Below are 16357 nucleotides of genomic sequence, written 5' to 3'. Positions count from 1 at the left end.
ATTTGGAGTCGTGCGATGAGCGAGCCGGCCAAGCCGGGCTTTTTCGATCGGCTGCGCGCCCGCCACGGGTGGATCGATCACGTCATCCGCGCCTACCAGCGTTTCGACGAGCGCAGCGGCGGGTTCTTTGCGGCCGGCCTCACCTACTACACGATCTTCGCGTTGTTTCCTTTGCTCATGGTCGGTTTCGCGGTCTTCGGGTTCGTGCTGGCCCACCGGCCGCAGCTGTTGAGCACCATCGACGACCACATCCGCTCCCAGGTGACCGGCACGCTGGGTAATCAGCTGCAGGAGCTGATGAACTCGGCCATCGACGCCCGGACGTCGGTCGGCGTGATCGGTCTGGCCACCGCGGTATGGGCGGGCCTGGGCTGGATATCGCACCTGCGCCAGGCGCTGACCGAGATGTGGTGGGACGAGCAGATCGAGTCACCGGGCTTCGTGCGCAACAAGTTATCCGACCTGCTGGCGATGGGGGGGACGTTCGCGGTGATCGTGGCCACCGTCGCGCTGACCACCGTCGGCCATGCCGCGCCCATGCGCGCGCTGCTGAAATGGCTTGGCATACCGCAGTTCGTGGTGTTCGACTGGCTCTTCTGGCTGTTCTCGATCCTGATCGCGACGCTGGTGTCGTGGCTGCTGTTCACCTGGATGATCGCCCGGCTGCCGCGCGAAAAGGTCAGCCTGGTCGATTCGATGCGGGCCGGGCTGATCGCGGCGATCGGCTTCGAGGTGTTCAAACAGGTCGCCTCCATCTATTTGCGGACGGTGCTGCGCAGCCCGGCGGGCGCGGCCTTCGGCCCGGTGCTCGGGTTGATGGTGTTCGCTTACATCACCGCGTATCTCGTGCTGTTCTGCACCGCCTGGGCGGCGACGGCCACCGACGACCCGCGCAGTCAACCCGTCGCGCCTCCGGCCCCGGCGATCATCGCGCCGCGGATTCAGATGGACGAGGGCCTCAACACCCGCCAGACCCTGACCGCGATGGCATTGGGAGCCGTTGGGGCGCTGGCGCTATCGCGCCTTACCCGGTGGCTGCGTTAGCGCCAGGCGCCGCGCACCATGACGTCCGATACGCCCAAAACAGCTTCCAGCACAACAAGATTGGCGTCGTAGCCCGCCTTCAGCTCGCCCACCCGTTGCAGGCCGAGTGCACGCGCCGGCGTCGTGGCGGTCGTCTGAACCGCGGCGAGCAGTCCGGCGTCGGCATGCACCGCGCGGAAGATCCGATCCATGGTGGCGGTGCTGCCCGCGATCGTCGGCGTCCCGTGCACCCGTGCGACACCGGCGACGACATCGACGTGCACCGGGCCGAGCCGGAACGCGCCGTCGGGCCGGCCGGCCGCGGCGATCGCATCGGTGATCATCGCGACCCGGTCCGCCCCTGCGGCCGCGATCACCGCCGCCACCACGTCGGGGTGCAGGTGCACGCCGTCGGCGATCACCTCGACGGTCACCCGCGGGTCTTGCAGCAGGGCCAGCGCCGGGCCGGGCTCGCGATGGTGCAGCGGCGGCATCGCATTGAACAGATGCGTGCCGACCGTGGCGCCGAGTGCGATGGCGTTCCGGGTCTGCTCGTAGGTGGCTCCGGTATGTCCCACCGCCACAACAACTCCCGCGTCAACGAAACGGCGGATGGCCGCGTCGGCCCCGGGCAACTCGGGTGCCAGCGTCACCATCCGGATGGTGCCGTCGCCCGCGGCCAGCACCGCGTCGATCTCGCCCGGGTCGGGCTCGCGCATCTTCGTGCGATCGTGGGCTCCGCAGTGTGCGCGGCTCAGCCACGGCCCCTCCAGGTGGATGCCCGCGACCGTGCCCCGGTGGGTGGCCTCGGCGAGCGCGCGCACCCCGGCGAGCAGTTCGGACCGCGCGGCGGTTACCAGGCTGGCCAGCGTGGTGGTGGTGCCGTGCCGCAGGTGGAAAGCGGCGGCGCCGGCGATGCCGTCGGCATCGGTGTAGGACGCGCCGCCGCCGCCGTGCACGTGCATGTCGATAAAGCCCGGCACCACAGTGCAATCGGTGAAGTCCCGGTCGGCCGGGTGGGGCGGCGGACCGGGCCCGCAGGCCGCGATCTGTCCGCCGGAGGTCTGCAGCCAGCCGGGGCGGCAGACCTGACCGTCGAGCACCATGGTGCCCGCGGCGATCACGACCATCGGCCGCCGTTTTCCCAGAAGTGGCGGATGTCCTCGAGCTGGCGGCCCTTGGTTTCCGGCGCGTACCGATACACGAAGACGAGCGCGACCGCCGCGAGCCCCGCGAACAGCGCGAAAGTCCCTGCGCCACCCAGCGAATGGAGCAGGCTCAGGAAGACGGCGGCGATGATGGCGTTAGCCACCAGGTTGGAGGTCAACATGGTGCTCGACCCGATCGAGCGTAGCCGGGACGGGAAGCTTTCGCTGGCGTACACCCAGCCCAGCGAGCCGAACCCCATCGTGTAGCCGATGATGAACAGCAGGATGCCGGCGAACCCGGCGATCGCGCCGCCGAAGCCCTGACCGAACACGGCCATCAGCACGAGATCGGCGACGATCATCATGGCGGTGCCCCACAACAGGATTGGCCGCCGGCCCACCCGGTCGACCAGCAGCAGCGCCGCACCGACCGCCGCCAGGCCGGCGACCTGCAACAGGGCCGGCAGCCCGAGCAGCGCGAAATTGCCGGTGAAGCCCATGGCCTGAAAGATTCGGGGGCTGTAGTAGATGATCGCGTTGATGCCGGTGATCTGGATCAGGAAGCCGAGCACCACCACGAAGGCGGTGGCCCGCAGGTACGGGGGCCGCAGCATCTCGGTGAACCCACCCCTGGCGCCGGGCGCGGCTTCGCTCAGCGCGCGGCCGATCTCGGCGAGCTCGTCGTCGACCTGCGCGCTGGGTTCCACCAGCAGCAGCGCGCGCCGGGCGTCGTCCATCCGGCCCTTCAACACGTACCAGCGGGCCGTGTCGGGCATCCGAATCACCAATGGCAACAACAACACTGCGGGTACGCAGGCCAGCCCCAGCATCCACCGCCAGCTGTGGCCGCCGGCCAGCAGGTAGCCGGTCACATAGCCGACGATCAGGCCGCTGACGATCGCCAGCTGGTAGGCCGTCAGCAGCGAACCGCGCACCGCCGTCGGGGCCGACTCCGCCACATAGACCGGGACCACCACCACCGTCACGCCGATGGTCAGCCCCAGCAGTAGCCGCGCCGTCAGCAACATCGGCAGCGAGATCGACAAGGCGGCCAGCAGCGCGAAAACCGTGTAGGCGAACAGGATCAGCACGACGGACCGTTTCCGCCCGATCACGTTGGCCAGCACGCCGGCGCCCAGCGCCCCGACGATCTGGCCGATCACCACCATCGTCGTCAGCAGTTCCTGCTGGCGCGTGGACAATCCGAAGTCCTCGGTGACGAACAACTGCGCCCCGGCGATGATGGACAGGTCGTAGCCGTAGATGACGCCCACGCTGGCGGCGGTCAGGCCGACCAGCAGTCCGCGCCGCGATTCGCGTGCCACGGCGCTCAGCGGTGCTGCGGTCGGCGGTTCATCGAGCGGGCCATCATGATCAGCGCGAACACGACGACGGTGCCGATCACCGCCACACCCACCCGGATCGGCATGGCGTCGGCGGACGGGAGGATCCCGGCGGCCGCGGCGTTATTGGCGAGCGGGTCCGCGGCGGCGTCGTGCTTGGCCGGCGCCAGGGACGGGTCGGGCGCGATCAGCGAGCCGACCTGCGTGCCCTGCGGCGTGGAGAAGCCGTAGTCCAGCAGGTGCGCGGCCTGTTCCCACGGGGCGATCGGCACCCGCGTCCCGTGCAGCAGCACCGCCACCAGCCGTCGCCCGTCGTGATTGGCCGCACCGACGAACGTCTGGCCCGCGTCGTCGGTGTAACCGGTCTTGCCGCCCAGGGCGCCGGGATACTTGTAGAGCAGCTGGTTGTCGTTCTCCAGCTCGTAGCCCGGGTGGTCGCCGTGGCCGGGGAAGTCGAAGGTCCGCGTCGCGACGATATCGGCGAATGTCGGGTTCTGCCACGCGTAGCGGTAGAACAGCCCGATGTCGTAGGCCGAGGTGCTCATGCCGGGCGCGTCCAGCCCCGACGGCGACGCCACCCGGGTGTCCTGGCCGCCCAGCTTGGCGGCCAGCACGTTGATCTTCTCCAGCGCCTGCTGCATGCCGCCCAGCTGCATGGACAGCGCGTGGGCGGCGTCGTTGCCGGAGTGCATCAGCAGCCCGTGCAGCAGCTGGTTGACGGTGAAGACGCCGCCCTCCTCGACACCGACCTTGGTGCCCTCGGCGGCGGCATCGTCGGCGGTTCCGGGGACCGACTTGTTCAGGTTGAGCGCGTTGAGGGAGGCCATCGCGACCAGCACCTTGATGATGCTGGCCGGGCGGTGCCGGCCGTGCGGGTCCTTGGCCGCGACGATAGCGCCGCTGTCCAGGTCCGCCACCAGCCAGGCCTCGGCGGAGACGTCGTTGGGCAGCGCCGGCGTATTCGGCGCGGCGACGATGCCGCAGCTACCCAGCGCGTCACCGCCGACCGGCTTGGCGGGCACCGCCAGCGGTATCGGCGGGTCACCGGCGGTGGGCGCTTCCGACGAATCCACGGCCTTCGGGGTGTTCACCTTGTACGGGCAGTCCGGGGGTGCGGCATTGGGTTCGGCGCCGGGTTCGGCGTTTGCCGGTGGCAAGGTCGCCGGTGCCGCCAACGTGGCCGGGGCGGCCATCAGGAAAAGCGCCGCTGCCAGGCATGATGCGGAACGTAACAGGCTCATCGTCTGTGCACAGTAAGCGATCGACGGCCCGAATCCGGGGAGCCGCGCTGTGACTGGTGAGGCGGAAGTTACTCAGCGGTGCCGGCGGGACCGCGATACGCTGGGCGCGCGGTCAGCCCGAAAGCCACCCACCGCACCGAATTCCAGGGGTTTTGTCATTTCACGCGATCAGTTTTGGTCCGCCTGGCGGCGCAATCGCGGCGGCGCGGACGCCTCGCCCGGTGCCGGCCCGCGAGCGCTGAACGATCTGCTCAAGCAGGTCGAGAAGGCAACGCAGGTGCGACGTTCCGGGCTCGACCAGGTGCTGGCGGAGCTGAAGCTGCACCGTGACACCGCCACCGACCCCGAGTTGCGGTCGGCGCTGGCCTGGCTGTGCAACGCCGTGACGCGGTTGGGCCACAACCCGACCGCGACGCACGTCCGCGAGGTGATGATGGCCGTCGACGCGGTCCGGCGGGCACCCGCCGGCTAGCGCGGCTTACAGCGTGGTGGCGGCCAGGTCCACGTGGGCCAGTGCCGGGAAGTTGATCGTGCCCATCCAGAGCTTGCCGGCCGCCTCGACCAGGCCGGTGACGGAGCCGAAGTCCGGATGCGCGGTGCGCAGGCCGGCCACCGCCGCGCCGGTGTCCGGATCGAACGCGACCGCCCAGATCTCCGGCTTGATCCGCGGTTGCAGCCGCTCGGGCAGCCGCCACACCACCTTGCGGATGATCGGGGCGCGCGGGAACAGCGATTCCAGCGCCGGGTTCGCCTCGGCGACCATCGCGACCCAGATGCGGCCGTCGCCCCCGGTGGACACGTTGTCGGGCATCCCGGGCAGGTGCACCGCCAACGGTGTCACCGTTCCGGCCCTCGGCCCGCTCAGCCAGTACTTCGACAGGCGGCGCGCCTGCGTCTCGGCGAACACCAGCGCCGACCCGTCGGCCGTGGCCGTCACCCCATTGGCGAAGTACAGCCCGTCGGCCAGCGTGGTGACGGCGCCGTCCGCGCCGAGGCGGTACAAGCCGCCGGTTGCGCGTGCCTCCACGATCGGGGCGGTGAAGTGCTCGAATTGATAGTCGCTCGTCGACTCGGTGAAATATATTGTGCCGTCAGCTGTTTCGGTGACGTTGGAGCAGAACTTGAGCCGCCTGCCGCCGACCGATTCCACCAGCACGTCCAGGGTGCCGCCCTCCGGGTGCAGGGCGAGCAACCCGCGATGGGTGTCGCAGATCAGCAGCCGGCCGTCGCGGGCGAAGTGCAGGCCGAGCGGTCGCCCGCCGGTGTCGGCGATAACTTCGGGGACGGTGCCCCCGTCGCCGGGGGAGATCCGCACGATGCGGCCGTCCTCGAGACCCGTCCACAACCGGCCGGCCGCGTCGACGACGACGTCCTCGGGGCCGTTGCCGGGCAGCGGGACGACGGTGACCCCGGGCACCGGCACGTCGGGCAGCTTCTCGACCGGCGGCGGCTGCCACCGCACCGGGTGGATACGGGGTTTGCGGGCCATGCCCAGGACTTTAGAGCTGCGCGTGGGCCTGCGTCAGCACCTCGCGCAGGATGGCTTCGATGGTGTCGAATTCGGCCTGACCGCTTATCAGCGGCGGCGCCAGCTGGATGACGGAATCGCCGCGATCGTCGGTGCGGCAGTACAACCCGGCCTCGAACAGCGCCGCACCGACCCAAGCGAGCAGCGGGCCGCGTTCCTCGTCGGTGAAGGTCTGCCTGGTCGCCTTGTCCTTGACCAGCTCCACGCCGTAGAAGAAACCCTCGCCGCGCACGTCGCCGACGATGGGCAGGTCGTAGAGCTTGTCCAGGGTGGCGCGGAAGGCGGGCGCGTGGGTCCGGACGTGATCGTTGAGGCCCTCGCGCTCGAAGATGTCGAGGTTCGCCAGCCCGACGGCCGCCGAAACCGGGTGGCCGCCGAAGGTATACCCGTGCGGGAACATGGTGGCGCCGTCGTTGAACGGTTCGAACAACCTGTCGCTGGCGATCATGGCCCCGATAGGTGAGTAGCCCGACGTCATCCCCTTGGCGCAGGTGATCATGTCGGGCACGTAGCCGAAGTCGTCGCAGGCGAACATCGACCCGATCCGGCCGAACGCACAGATCACCTCGTCGGAGACCAGCAGCACGTCGTATTCGTCGCAGATCTGGCGCACCCGTTCGAAATAGCCTGGGGGAGACGGGATGCTGCCGCCCGCGTTCTGCACCGGCTCCAGGAACACCGCGGCCACGGTGTCGGGGCCCTCGAACTCGATGGCCTCGGCGATCCGGTCGGCGGCCCACCGCCCGAAGGCCTTCGGGTCGGTTCGGAACGGTTCGGGCGCCCGGTAGAAGTTGGTGTTGGGCACCCGGAAGCCCCCGGGCGTCGCCGGTTCGAAGGGCGCCTTGTATTTCGGCAGCCCGGTGATCGCCAGCGCCCCTTGGGTGGTGCCGTGGTAGGCGACCGCGCGCGAAATCACCTTGTGCTTACCGGGTTTGCCGGTGAGCTTGAAGTATTGCTTGGCCAGTTTCCACGCGGTCTCGACGGCCTCGGTGCCGCCGGTGGTGAAGAAGACCCGGTTCAGGTCGCCCGGGGCGTAGCCGGCGAGGCGTTCGGCCAGCTCGATCGCCGGCGCAGTGGCATACCCCCACAGCGGGAAGAACGCCAGCGTGCCGGCCTGCCGGGCGGCGACCTCGGCGAGTTCGGTGCGGCCGTGTCCGACCTGCACGGTGAACAGTCCGGACAGGCCGTCGAGGTAGCTTCTGCCGCGGTCGTCGAAGATGGTGACACCCTGGCCGCGGGTGATGATCGGCGGTGTGATGCCCGGGCCGTGCCGGGCGAAGTGCAGCCACAGGTTGTCAGTCATCTTGCCGCTGAGCGTAGCCTCGCGCTATGAGCTCGGCCCAGCAGGTCAGCGAGTTCGAGTCGTTGCGACCGCATCTCATGTCGGTCGCCTACCGGCTGACCGGCACGGTGGCCGATGCCGAGGACATCGTGCAGGACGCCTGGCTGCGCTGGTATCGGCAGGATGGCGCGATCACCGACCTGCGGGCCTGGCTGACCACGGTGGTGAGCAGGCTGGGCCTGGATCGCTTGCGTTCCGCCGCGCATCGTCGCGAGTCCTACACGGGCAACTGGCTGCCCGAACCGGTCGTCACCGGGTTCGCGGATTCTCAAGCGGCCGATCCGCTGTCCGCGGTGGTGGCCGGTGAGGACGCACGGTTCGCGGCGATGGTGGTGCTGGAGCGGTTGTCACCCGATCAACGCGTCGCCTTCGTGCTGCACGACGGGTTCGCCGTGCCGTTCGCGGAGGTGGCCCAGGTACTGGGGACTAACGAGGCCGCCGCCCGCCAGCTGGCGTCGCGGGCCCGCAAGGCCGTCGCGGCCGAGGCGCCGCCCAAGCCCGATCCCGCGCACAGCGAGGTGGTAGGTAAGTTGCTGGCCGCCATGGCATCCGGCGATCTGGAGGCCGTGGTGGCGCTGCTGCATCCCGACGTGATCCTGACCGGCGACGCGAATGGCAAGGCGCCCACCGCGATCAACGTCATCCAGGGCGCGGACAAGGTGGCCCGGTTCTTCTTCGGCCTGGCTCAGCGCTACGGCCCGGCGATGTTCACCTCGTATCAGCTCGGGCTGGTCAACGGCGAGCTGGGCGGCTACACGCCCGGCTGCCCCGCCAGCGACGGGTACCGCGAGATGATGCCTCGGATCATGGCCGTGACCGTGCGCGACGGAAAGGTCTGCGCCCTTTGGGATGTGGCCAATCCCGACAAATTCACCGGCTCCCCGCTGCGGGCTCGTTGAGCTCGGTGGCCGATGCCGACGACCCGCTGCGCCCGGCTACGCCGCGCTTGCGATCGTCGGTGGCCCAGGGTACGCGGCAGGCGTCACCGGAATTGAAGCCCTGCTCGGTGATGCCCAGCGCGGAGTTCACCCGCGCCCGCATGTTCTCCAACCCGATCTGGTAGGTCAGCTCGAACACACCGGCGTCGCCGAAGCGGGCCCGCAGATCGTCGACCTGCTCGTCGGTGACGGTGTGCGGATCGGTGGTCATCGCGGCGGCATAGGCGATGGCCGCGCGTTCGTCGTCGGTGAACGCCGTTGAGGTGGCGTAGTTGTCGATGTCCTTGAGGCGCTGCATGTCCAGGCCGTCCAGGCGCTGCAGCATCGACCCGAAGTCGACGCACCACGAGCAACCGATCTGGCGCGCGGTCCACAACACCGCCAGCTCACGCACGCTGGTCGGCAGAGCTTTCGACCCCCGGTCGACCATCGTCTCGTGCATGGCGCTGGCGATCATCAGCTTGCGATGATGCGCGGCCACGGCGAACGGCTCGGGAACTTGGCCGTAGCGTCGCTTGGCGATCCGGTACATCGCCCGGGTCAGCAATCCGGTGCTCTTGGGTGGCAGGGGCTCGATGCGGGTTTTCTGTGTCATACCCGTCAGACGGCGCAGGCCCGCGATGTGTGACGGGGAACCGTGAGGCGAATTTCAAACGCGCTAGCACATCCGCTAGCGCTTTTGGGAAAGGCCTAGTGGTCGCGGAGAGGCGCTCGTCGTGAGCGGGTGTTTCCTGGCAAACGGTTCGGGTACCCGTCCCTCACCCTCGCCACGCCAACCGGCGCGGCGGGGTAGCGAGAGGGTGAGGAGATTGGTTATGACCTCTCAAGATGATCAACAACCCGACGATGCGAGGCTGGAACACTTCGACGACCCCGAGTTGGGTAGCGGTGCGCGCGACACCGGCTCGGACACTCCCGAACACGGCCGGGCGGGCCGTCCGGTCGGAACCGTCGACGAAGACGCGAATCCGCCGATGAGCGACCCGACCGCGTCGGACACCTACAGCGGCACCGGCGAAATGCCCCCGCAGGACACCGGGAGCGCCATCCCGCCATACGAGGGACGCCAAGAAAGCGCCCCGAGTGACACCCAAGGCACCGGCGGTGCGACGGGCCCCACGACGAATCCCGATTACAAGTCGGCCAGCCCGGCGAGCACCCCTGGCGGTGCGAGCCAGTCTCCGGCAGACGAACAACCGGCTTCGCAGATGCCCGAATCCGACCGGGACGACGACCGCGTCGGGCCGGCGCACGTGGCGGGTACCCGCACCGGCGAGTCGAAGCCCTGACCCGACGAGCCGCCGCCGCGAAACCGCCTAGCGCGAGAACATGATCGCGCGCTTGACCTCTTGGATCGCCTTGGTGATCTCGATGCCGCGCGGACAGGCCTCGGTGCAGTTGAACGTGGTGCGGCAGCGCCACACCCCGTCGACCTCGTTGAGGATGTCCAGGCGCTCGGCGGCGGCCTCGTCGCGACTGTCGAAGATGAACCGGTGCGCGTTGACGATCGCCGCCGGGCCGTAGTAGCTGCCCTCGTGCCAGAAGATCGGACAGCTGGTGGTGCACGCCGCGCACAGGATGCACTTGGTGGTGTCGTCGTAGCGGGCGCGGTCGGTCGGGCTCTGAATGCGTTCGCGGGTGGGCGGGTTGCCGGTGGTGATCAGGTACGGCTTCACCGCCCGGTAGGCGTCGAAGAACGGCTCCATGTCGACCACCAGGTCCTTCTCCACCGGCAGCCCGCGGATCGGCTCGACCGTGATGGTCAACGCCTTGCCCGGCCCCTTCCCCGATTTCCGGGTGGGCAGCAGGTCGCGCATCAGCACCTTGCACGCCAGCCGGTTGACACCGTTGATGCGCATGGCGTCCGACCCGCACACCCCGTGCGCGCACGAGCGCCGGAAGGTCAGCGTCCCATCCAGGTAGCTCTTGATGTAGATCAGCAGGTTAAGCATCCGGTCGCTGGGCAGGCACGGTACCCGAAAGCTTTGCCAGCCACCGGTTTCCGCGAAGGCGTCGGGCTGGTCGGGATTGAACCGGGCGATCTTGACGGTCACCATCACCGCCCCGTCGGGAATCGCCGGCAGCGGTGGCTCCAGGCTGGTCTCGACCTCGGCGGCCTCTTCGGTTCCGGCGCTCTCGGCCATCAGTACTTCCGTTCTTTGGGCTCGTAGCGCGTCTGCACCACCGGTTTGAAGTCCAGCGCGATGTCGCTCAGCAGGTCGCTGCCCTGCTTGTAGGCCATGGTGTGGCGCATGAAGTTGACGTCGTCGCGGTTGGGGTAGTCCTCGCGGGCGTGACCGCCGCGCGACTCCTTGCGATTCAGCGCACCGACCACGGTGACCTCGGCGAGCTCCAGCAAGAAGCCCAGCTCGATGGCCTCCAGCAGGTCGCTGTTGAATCGTTTCCCCTTGTCGTGCACGCTGATTCGGGCGTACCGTTCCTTGAGGGCGTGGATGTCGGTGAGCGCCTGCTTGAGTGTCTCCTCGGTGCGGAACACCGCGGCGTTGTTGTCCATCGACTGCTGCAGGGCGATGCGGATGTCGGCGACGCGCTCGTTGCCGTGCTCACTCAAAATGTCGCCGACCCACCCGACGACCATCGCCTCGGGCTCCGGCGGCATGTCCACAAAGTCATGCCCCCGCGCATAATTGGCCGCGGCGATGCCCGCCCGGCGGCCGAACACGTTGATGTCCAGCAGCGAATTGGTGCCCAATCGGTTGGCCCCGTGCACCGACACGCACGCGCACTCGCCGGCCGCGTACAACCCCGGCACGGTGGAAGTGTTGTCCCGCAACACCTGTCCGGTGACGGTGGTGGGGATGCCGCCCATCACGTAGTGGCAGGTCGGGTAGACGGGGACCAGTTCGTGCACCGGGTCCACACCCAGATAGGTGCGGGCGAACTCGGTGATGTCGGGCAGCTTGGCCTCGAGCACGTCCTCGCCGAGGTGGCGGACGTCGATGTAGACGTAATCCTTGTGCGGGCCCGCGCCGCGGCCCTCCAGGACCTCCAAAACCATGGAACGGGCCACGATGTCGCGGGGGGCCAGGTCGACGATCGTCGGGGCGTAGCGCTCCATGAAGCGCTCGCCCTCGCCGTTGAGCAGCCGGCCGCCCTCACCGCGCACCGCCTCGGAGATCAGGATGCCCAGGCCCGCCAGGCCGGTGGGATGGAATTGGTGAAACTCCATGTCCTCCAACGGAAGTCCCTTGCGGAAGACGATACCGATGCCGTCACCGGTCAGCGTGTGCGCGTTGGAGGTGGTCTTGTACATCCGGCCCGAGCCACCGGTGGCCAGCACTATCGCCTTGGCGTGGAACACGTGGATGTCGCCGGTGGCCAGCTCGTAGGCCACCACCCCGGTGGCCACCGGACCGCTGGGGGTCTGGGTGAGCACCAGGTCCAGCGCATAGAACTCGTTGAAGAACTGCACATCGTGCCGGACGCAGTTCTGGTACAGGGTCTGCAGGATCATGTGGCCGGTGCGGTCGGCGGCATAACAGGCCCGGCGCACCGGGGCCTTGCCGTGGTCGCGGGTGTGCCCGCCGAACCGGCGCTGGTCGATGCGGCCCTCGGGGGTGCGGTTGAACGGCATCCCCATCTTCTCCAGGTCGAGCACCGCGTCGATGGCTTCCTTGCACATGATCTCCACGGCGTCCTGGTCGGCGAGGTAGTCGCCCCCCTTGACGGTGTCGAACGTGTGCCATTCCCAGTTGTCTTCTTCGACGTTGGCCAGCGCCGCGCACATGCCGCCCTGGGCGGCGCCGGTGTGGCTACGGGTGGGGTAGAGCTTGGTCAGCACCGCGGTGCGCACCCGCGGGCCCGCCTCCACCGCGGCGCGCATGCCCGCACCACCCGCGCCGACGATCACCACGTCGTACCGGTGTTGCTGAATCACGGGTCAGCCTCCGATGTTGGGGTCGAATGTCAGCAGCACATAGGTGCCCAGCGCCAGCGTGAAGCCCATGGACAACAGCAGCAGGCTGTTGAGCCAGAACCGGGTGCTGTCCTTGCGGCTGTAGTCGTCGATGATGGTGCGCAGCCCGTTGCCGCCGTGCAGCTGTGCCAGCCACAGCAGCGCGAGGTCCCAGAACTGCCAGAACGGCGACGCCCAGCGCTGCGCCACGTAGTTGAAGTCGATGCGGTAAACCCCGTCATCCCACATCAGCATGATGAACAGGTGGCCGATCGCCAGCACGAACAGCGCGATCCCGGAGAACCGCATGAACAGCCAGGCGAACTTCTCGAAGTTGGGGATGCCGGCCCGCCGCCGCGGCGAGCGGGGGTTGTCCAGGCTGGCGGGACGGTCGTAGAGGCGCTGTTTGACCGGGGCGACCTCGCCCCGGCCCAGCTGCAGGTCCGGGCTGCTCATCGGAAGTGCTCCATCATGTGGATGACCGTCACCACGCCGGCCGGGACCATCAGCAGCAGGAACACGATTCCGACGATCCAGAACATCAGTTTCTGGTGGCGCGGGCCCTCGGACCAGAAGTCGATCAGGATCACCCGGATCCCGTTCAGGCCGTGGAAGAGCACCGCCGCGACCAGGCCGTATTCCATCAGGCCGACGACGGGCATCTGGTAGTCGTGGATCACCGCGTTGTAGGTCTGTGGGCTCACCCGCAGCATGGCGGCGTCGAGCACGTGGACGAACAGGAAAAAGAAGATCGTCGCACCGCTGATCCGGTGCAGTACCCATGCCCACATGCCGGGGTCGCCGCGGTACAGCGTCCGTGGTGGCCTGCGTTTGCGCGAGGGAGCCGATACCGGTGCCGCCGGATTTGCGGTCGTCGGTTGCGTAGTCACCCCAGTCCTCACCGCCTTCTTCCGACTTCGACGTCAGCCACTCCGGGCACTTGAGCTTAGCTCGGACACGGTGTGACTTGGGCCAATGTCCGCCAAGCGAAATGCCGTTTTGCGGCTAGGGTGACTGTCGGAATCGACGATGGGTGAGCGGGGTTTCGTGATGCCTGAGATCGACTGGAAAACGTTGCGGGACAAGGCAATCGATGTCTCTGCGGGGGCTTATGCACCCTACTCGCGATTCCGGGTCGGGGCGGCCGCACTGGTCGACGACGGCCGGGTGGTCACCGGTTGCAATGTGGAGAACATCTCATATGGCCTTGGTCTCTGTGCCGAATGTGCGGTGGTGTGCGCCCTGCATGCCACCGGCGGTGGCCGCCTGGTGGCGCTGGCATGCGTGGACGGGCGCGGATCGGTGCTGATGCCGTGCGGGCGGTGCCGTCAGGTGCTGCTCGAACACGGCGGCCCCGAGCTGCTGATCGACCACCCGGCCGGCCCGCGCCGGCTCGCTGACCTGCTGCCGGACGCCTTCGGCCCCGACGACCTGGCCGCGGGGCGCGGCTGATGGCCGCCGCGTTCGACGCGCCCACGGTGATCAGGACCAAGCGCGACGGCGGCCGGTTGTCCGACGCCGCCATCGACTGGGTCATCGGCGCCTACACCGACGGCCGGGTGGCCGAGGAGCAGATGGCGGCGCTGCTGATGGCGATCCTGCTGCGCGGCATGGATCCCGGCGAGACCGCCCGGTGGACGGCGGCGATGCTGGCCTCGGGCGACACGCTCGATTTCGGCGACCTGGGCCTGCGGACGGTCGACAAGCACTCCACCGGCGGGGTGGGGGACAAGATCACCCTGCCCCTGGTTCCCGTCGTCGCCGCCTGCGGAGCCGCCGTCCCGCAGGCGTCGGGACGGGGGCTCGGCCACACCGGCGGCACCCTGGACAAGTTGGACTCCATCGCCGGATTCAGCGCCGAGCTGTCCAGCCGGCGCGTGCGCGACCAGCTGCGCGAGGTCGGCGCGGCCATCTTCGCCGCCGGTGACCTGGCCCCGGCCGACGCCAAGCTGTACGCGCTGCGCGACATCACCGCGACGGTCGAATCGCTGCCGCTGATCGCCAGCTCGGTGATGAGCAAGAAGCTGGCCGAGGGGGCCGGCGCGCTGGTGCTCGACGTCAAGGTCGGCTCGGGGGCATTGCTGGACTCCGAGTGGCGGTGCCGCGAGCTGGCGCACACCATGGTCGAGCTGGGCGCGGCGCACGGGGTGCCCACCCGCGCCCTGCTGACCGACATGAACCGCCCGCTGGGCGCGACCGTCGGCAATGCCCTGGAGGTCGCCGAGTCGCTCGAGGTGCTGGCCGGGGGAGGCCCGCCCGACGTCGTCGAGCTGACGCTGCGGCTGGCCTCCGAGATGCTCGAGCTGGCCGGGATCGACGACCGCGATCCCGCCGACACCCTGCGCGACGGCACCGCGATGGACCGGTTCCGCCGGCTCATCGCGGCCCAGGGCGGCGATTTGTCGGTGCCGTTGCCCGTCGCCGGGCATGCCGAGACCGTGATCGCCCCCCGGGGCGGCACAATGGGCGATATCGACGCGATGGCAGTGGGGCTGGGGGCATGGCGGCTCGGCGCGGGCAGGTCCCGTCCGGGTGAACGCGTGCAGTTGGGCGCGGGTATCCGGATCCACCGCCGCCCCGGCGAGCCGGTCATCGCCGGTGAGCCGTTGTTCACTCTCTACACCGACACCCCGGAGCGCTTCGCCGCCGCGCTCGCCGAGTTGGACGGCGGGTGGAGCGTCGACGGCACACCACCGGCCCCCCGACCGCTGATCATCGATCGGATCGTCACATGACCGCACCCCTAGGGCTGGAGCAGATCAGAAAGGCCCCCAAGGCCCTGCTGCACGATCACCTCGACGGCGGGCTGCGCCCGTCGACCGTGCTGGAGATCGCCGGGCAGGTCGGCTACGACGGCCTGCCCGCCACCGACGTCGACGAGCTGGCCACGTGGTTTCGCACCCGTTCGCACAGCGGTTCGCTGGAGCGCTACCTGGAGCCGTTTTCGCACACCGTGGCCGTGATGCAGACACCGGAGGCGCTGCATCGGGTCGCCTACGAGTGCGTGGAGGATCTGGCCGCGGACTCGGTGGTGTACGCGGAGGTTCGGTTCGCCCCCGAGCTGCATATCGACCGGGGGCTGTCCTTCGACGCGATCGTGGACGCCGTGCTGGCCGGCTTCGCCGACGGCGAGAAGGCGTGTGCCGCCTCGAATCGCCCGATCGTGGTGCGGCTGTTGGTCACCGCGATGCGGCACGCGGCGGTGTCCCGGGAGATCGCCGAGCTGGCGATCCGATTCCGGGACAAGGGAGTCGTCGGGTTCGACATCGCCGGCGCCGAGGCCGGCAACCCGCCGACGCGGCACCTGGACGCCTTCGAGTACATGCGAGACCACAACGCCCGCTTCACCATTCACGCCGGCGAGGCGTTCGGGCTGCCGTCCATCCATGAGGCGATCGCCTTCTGCGGTGCGGACCGGCTGGGCCACGGGGTACGCATCGTCGACGACATCGAGGTGTCAGACGACGGGCAAGTCCGGCTGGGTCAACAGGCATCCATCCTGCGCGACAAGCGAATTCCGCTGGAACTGTGCCCCAGCTCCAACGTGCAGACCGGTGCCGTCAAGAGCATCGCCGAGCATCCGTTCGATCTGCTGGCCCGAACCCGCTTCCGGGTGACCGTCAACACCGACAACCGGCTGATGAGCGATACCTTCATGAGCCGCGAAATGCACCGGCTGGTAGAGGCTTTCGGCTACGGGTGGAGCGACCTCGAGCGCTTCACCATTAACGCGATGAAATCCGCTTTCATCCCGTTCGACGAGCGGTTGGCGATCATCGACGAGGTGATCAAGCCGCGCTATGCCGTGCTGATCGGCTAGCGGCCCACCGGGGGCCGGCAAATCTGCACGGTACGAAGTTTCGAGCACTGAACTCGAA

16 protein-coding genes and 1 pseudogene are annotated in these 16357 nt (G+C 68.7%); 7 read left to right on the top strand and 10 right to left on the bottom strand.

Features of this window, described 5'->3' with window-relative positions:
- Positions 1–15 precede the first annotated feature (15 nt).
- Positions 16–1044, top strand: coding sequence for an inner membrane protein YhjD (gene yhjD, locus MTY59_RS02600; RefSeq protein ID WP_221044291.1), 1029 nt, complete (start codon positions 16–18; stop codon positions 1042–1044).
- Here the strand turns inward: yhjD and nagA are convergent.
- The 3 genes from nagA to MTY59_RS02585 are packed head-to-tail and all read right to left on the bottom strand — an operon-like array spanning position 1041 to position 4755.
- Complete coding sequence (gene nagA / locus MTY59_RS02595; RefSeq protein WP_221044290.1) at positions 1041–2153, bottom strand: N-acetylglucosamine-6-phosphate deacetylase; 1113 nt, start codon at positions 2151–2153, stop codon at positions 1041–1043. The two genes, yhjD and nagA, sit on opposite strands and share 4 nt — an antisense overlap.
- Complete coding sequence (locus MTY59_RS02590) at positions 2144–3496, bottom strand: sugar porter family MFS transporter (protein ID WP_221044289.1); 1353 nt, start codon at positions 3494–3496, stop codon at positions 2144–2146. Before MTY59_RS02590 ends, nagA begins: the two co-directional genes overlap by 10 nt.
- A gap of 5 nt (positions 3497–3501) precedes the next feature.
- Positions 3502–4755: a D-alanyl-D-alanine carboxypeptidase family protein gene (locus MTY59_RS02585; protein ID WP_221044288.1), complete on the bottom strand. Its 1254-nt coding sequence runs from the start codon at positions 4753–4755 to the stop codon at positions 3502–3504.
- A gap of 238 nt (positions 4756–4993) precedes the next feature.
- On the opposite strand from MTY59_RS02585, the gene MTY59_RS02580 reads away from it, so the two are divergent.
- Positions 4994–5227: a hypothetical protein gene (locus MTY59_RS02580; RefSeq protein WP_221046228.1), complete on the top strand. Its 234-nt coding sequence runs from the start codon at positions 4994–4996 to the stop codon at positions 5225–5227.
- A 6-nt stretch (positions 5228–5233) separates the two neighbouring features.
- Here MTY59_RS02580 and MTY59_RS02575 read toward each other — a convergent pair whose 3' ends face one another.
- Both MTY59_RS02575 and MTY59_RS02570 read right to left on the bottom strand, forming a co-directional pair.
- Entirely contained in the window at positions 5234–6244 is a 1011-nt protein-coding gene (locus tag MTY59_RS02575) for an SMP-30/gluconolactonase/LRE family protein (protein ID WP_221044287.1), read from the bottom strand.
- Positions 6245–6254: 10 nt separating this feature from the next.
- Positions 6255–7586, bottom strand: a complete 1332-nt coding sequence (locus MTY59_RS02570; RefSeq protein ID WP_221044286.1) for an aspartate aminotransferase family protein — start codon at positions 7584–7586, stop codon at positions 6255–6257.
- A 26-nt stretch (positions 7587–7612) separates the two neighbouring features.
- Between MTY59_RS02570 and MTY59_RS02565 the strand changes: the two genes are divergently transcribed.
- The gene (locus tag MTY59_RS02565; protein WP_221044285.1) at positions 7613–8524 is read left to right on the top strand and encodes a sigma-70 family RNA polymerase sigma factor; all 912 of its coding nucleotides are present in this window, start codon (positions 7613–7615) and stop codon (positions 8522–8524) included.
- A 52-nt stretch (positions 8525–8576) separates the two neighbouring features.
- Here MTY59_RS02565 and MTY59_RS02560 read toward each other — a convergent pair.
- Positions 8577–9173: pseudogene (locus MTY59_RS02560) on the bottom strand (carboxymuconolactone decarboxylase family protein); the annotation flags it as partial.
- A gap of 205 nt (positions 9174–9378) precedes the next feature.
- On the opposite strand from MTY59_RS02560, the gene MTY59_RS02555 reads away from it, so the two are divergent.
- Positions 9379–9852: a hypothetical protein gene (locus MTY59_RS02555; RefSeq protein WP_250160703.1), complete on the top strand. Its 474-nt coding sequence runs from the start codon at positions 9379–9381 to the stop codon at positions 9850–9852.
- Between the two features lie 27 nt (positions 9853–9879).
- Here the strand turns inward: MTY59_RS02555 and MTY59_RS02550 are convergent, their stop codons facing one another.
- The 4 genes from MTY59_RS02550 to sdhC are packed head-to-tail and all read right to left on the bottom strand — an operon-like array spanning position 9880 to position 13270.
- The gene (locus MTY59_RS02550; RefSeq protein WP_221044283.1) at positions 9880–10707 is read right to left on the bottom strand and encodes a succinate dehydrogenase iron-sulfur subunit; all 828 of its coding nucleotides are present in this window, start codon (positions 10705–10707) and stop codon (positions 9880–9882) included.
- Positions 10707–12461 carry a succinate dehydrogenase flavoprotein subunit gene (gene sdhA / locus MTY59_RS02545; protein WP_065029793.1) on the bottom strand — a complete coding sequence of 585 codons (1755 nt, stop codon included), beginning with the start codon at positions 12459–12461 and terminating at the stop codon, positions 10707–10709. The genes MTY59_RS02550 and sdhA overlap by 1 nt, the downstream gene beginning before the upstream one ends.
- Before the next feature lie 3 nt (positions 12462–12464).
- Complete coding sequence (locus tag MTY59_RS02540; RefSeq protein WP_221044282.1) at positions 12465–12935, bottom strand: succinate dehydrogenase hydrophobic membrane anchor subunit; 471 nt, start codon at positions 12933–12935, stop codon at positions 12465–12467.
- Entirely contained in the window at positions 12932–13270 is a 339-nt protein-coding gene (sdhC, locus tag MTY59_RS02535) for a succinate dehydrogenase, cytochrome b556 subunit (RefSeq protein ID WP_250160831.1), read from the bottom strand. The genes MTY59_RS02540 and sdhC overlap by 4 nt, the downstream gene beginning before the upstream one ends.
- Positions 13271–13529: 259 nt before the next feature.
- Here sdhC and MTY59_RS02530 point away from each other — a divergent pair, with 259 nt between their 5' ends.
- From MTY59_RS02530 to MTY59_RS02520, 3 genes are read left to right on the top strand one after another with little or no spacing between them, the layout of a single operon-like run.
- Entirely contained in the window at positions 13530–13931 is a 402-nt protein-coding gene (locus MTY59_RS02530; RefSeq protein ID WP_221044280.1) for a cytidine deaminase, read from the top strand.
- Positions 13931–15214, top strand: a complete 1284-nt coding sequence (locus tag MTY59_RS02525; protein ID WP_415822748.1) for a thymidine phosphorylase — start codon at positions 13931–13933, stop codon at positions 15212–15214. The genes MTY59_RS02530 and MTY59_RS02525 overlap by 1 nt, the downstream gene beginning before the upstream one ends.
- On the top strand, positions 15211–16299 hold the full coding sequence (locus MTY59_RS02520) for an adenosine deaminase (RefSeq protein ID WP_221044279.1): 1089 nt from the start codon (positions 15211–15213) through the stop codon (positions 16297–16299). The genes MTY59_RS02525 and MTY59_RS02520 overlap by 4 nt, the downstream gene beginning before the upstream one ends.
- Positions 16300–16357 lie beyond the last annotated feature (58 nt).

This window comes from Mycobacterium senriense, from assembly GCF_019668465.1.
Taxonomy (GTDB): domain Bacteria; phylum Actinomycetota; class Actinomycetes; order Mycobacteriales; family Mycobacteriaceae; genus Mycobacterium; species Mycobacterium senriense.
The sequence above is the reverse complement of the archived record's forward strand: the minus strand, read 5'-3'. Positions and strand labels throughout refer to the sequence as shown.

Coding starts and splice junctions, on each gene's coding strand:
- yhjD (WP_221044291.1), top strand. CDS start 16: ATGAGCGAGCCGGCCAAGCCGGGCTTTTTCGATCGGCTGCGCGCCCGC.
- nagA (WP_221044290.1), bottom strand. CDS start 2,153: ATGGTCGTGATCGCCGCGGGCACCATGGTGCTCGACGGTCAGGTCTGC.
- MTY59_RS02585 (WP_221044288.1), bottom strand. CDS start 4,755: ATGAGCCTGTTACGTTCCGCATCATGCCTGGCAGCGGCGCTTTTCCTG.
- MTY59_RS02575 (WP_221044287.1), bottom strand. CDS start 6,244: ATGGCCCGCAAACCCCGTATCCACCCGGTGCGGTGGCAGCCGCCGCCG.
- MTY59_RS02570 (WP_221044286.1), bottom strand. CDS start 7,586: ATGACTGACAACCTGTGGCTGCACTTCGCCCGGCACGGCCCGGGCATC.
- MTY59_RS02565 (WP_221044285.1), top strand. CDS start 7,613: ATGAGCTCGGCCCAGCAGGTCAGCGAGTTCGAGTCGTTGCGACCGCAT.
- MTY59_RS02555 (WP_250160703.1), top strand. CDS start 9,379: ATGACCTCTCAAGATGATCAACAACCCGACGATGCGAGGCTGGAACAC.
- MTY59_RS02550 (WP_221044283.1), bottom strand. CDS start 10,707: ATGGCCGAGAGCGCCGGAACCGAAGAGGCCGCCGAGGTCGAGACCAGC.
- MTY59_RS02540 (WP_221044282.1), bottom strand. CDS start 12,935: ATGAGCAGCCCGGACCTGCAGCTGGGCCGGGGCGAGGTCGCCCCGGTC.
- sdhC (WP_250160831.1), bottom strand. CDS start 13,270: ATGTGGGCATGGGTACTGCACCGGATCAGCGGTGCGACGATCTTCTTT.
- MTY59_RS02530 (WP_221044280.1), top strand. CDS start 13,530: ATGCCTGAGATCGACTGGAAAACGTTGCGGGACAAGGCAATCGATGTC.
- MTY59_RS02525 (WP_415822748.1), top strand. CDS start 13,931: ATGGCCGCCGCGTTCGACGCGCCCACGGTGATCAGGACCAAGCGCGAC.
- MTY59_RS02520 (WP_221044279.1), top strand. CDS start 15,211: ATGACCGCACCCCTAGGGCTGGAGCAGATCAGAAAGGCCCCCAAGGCC.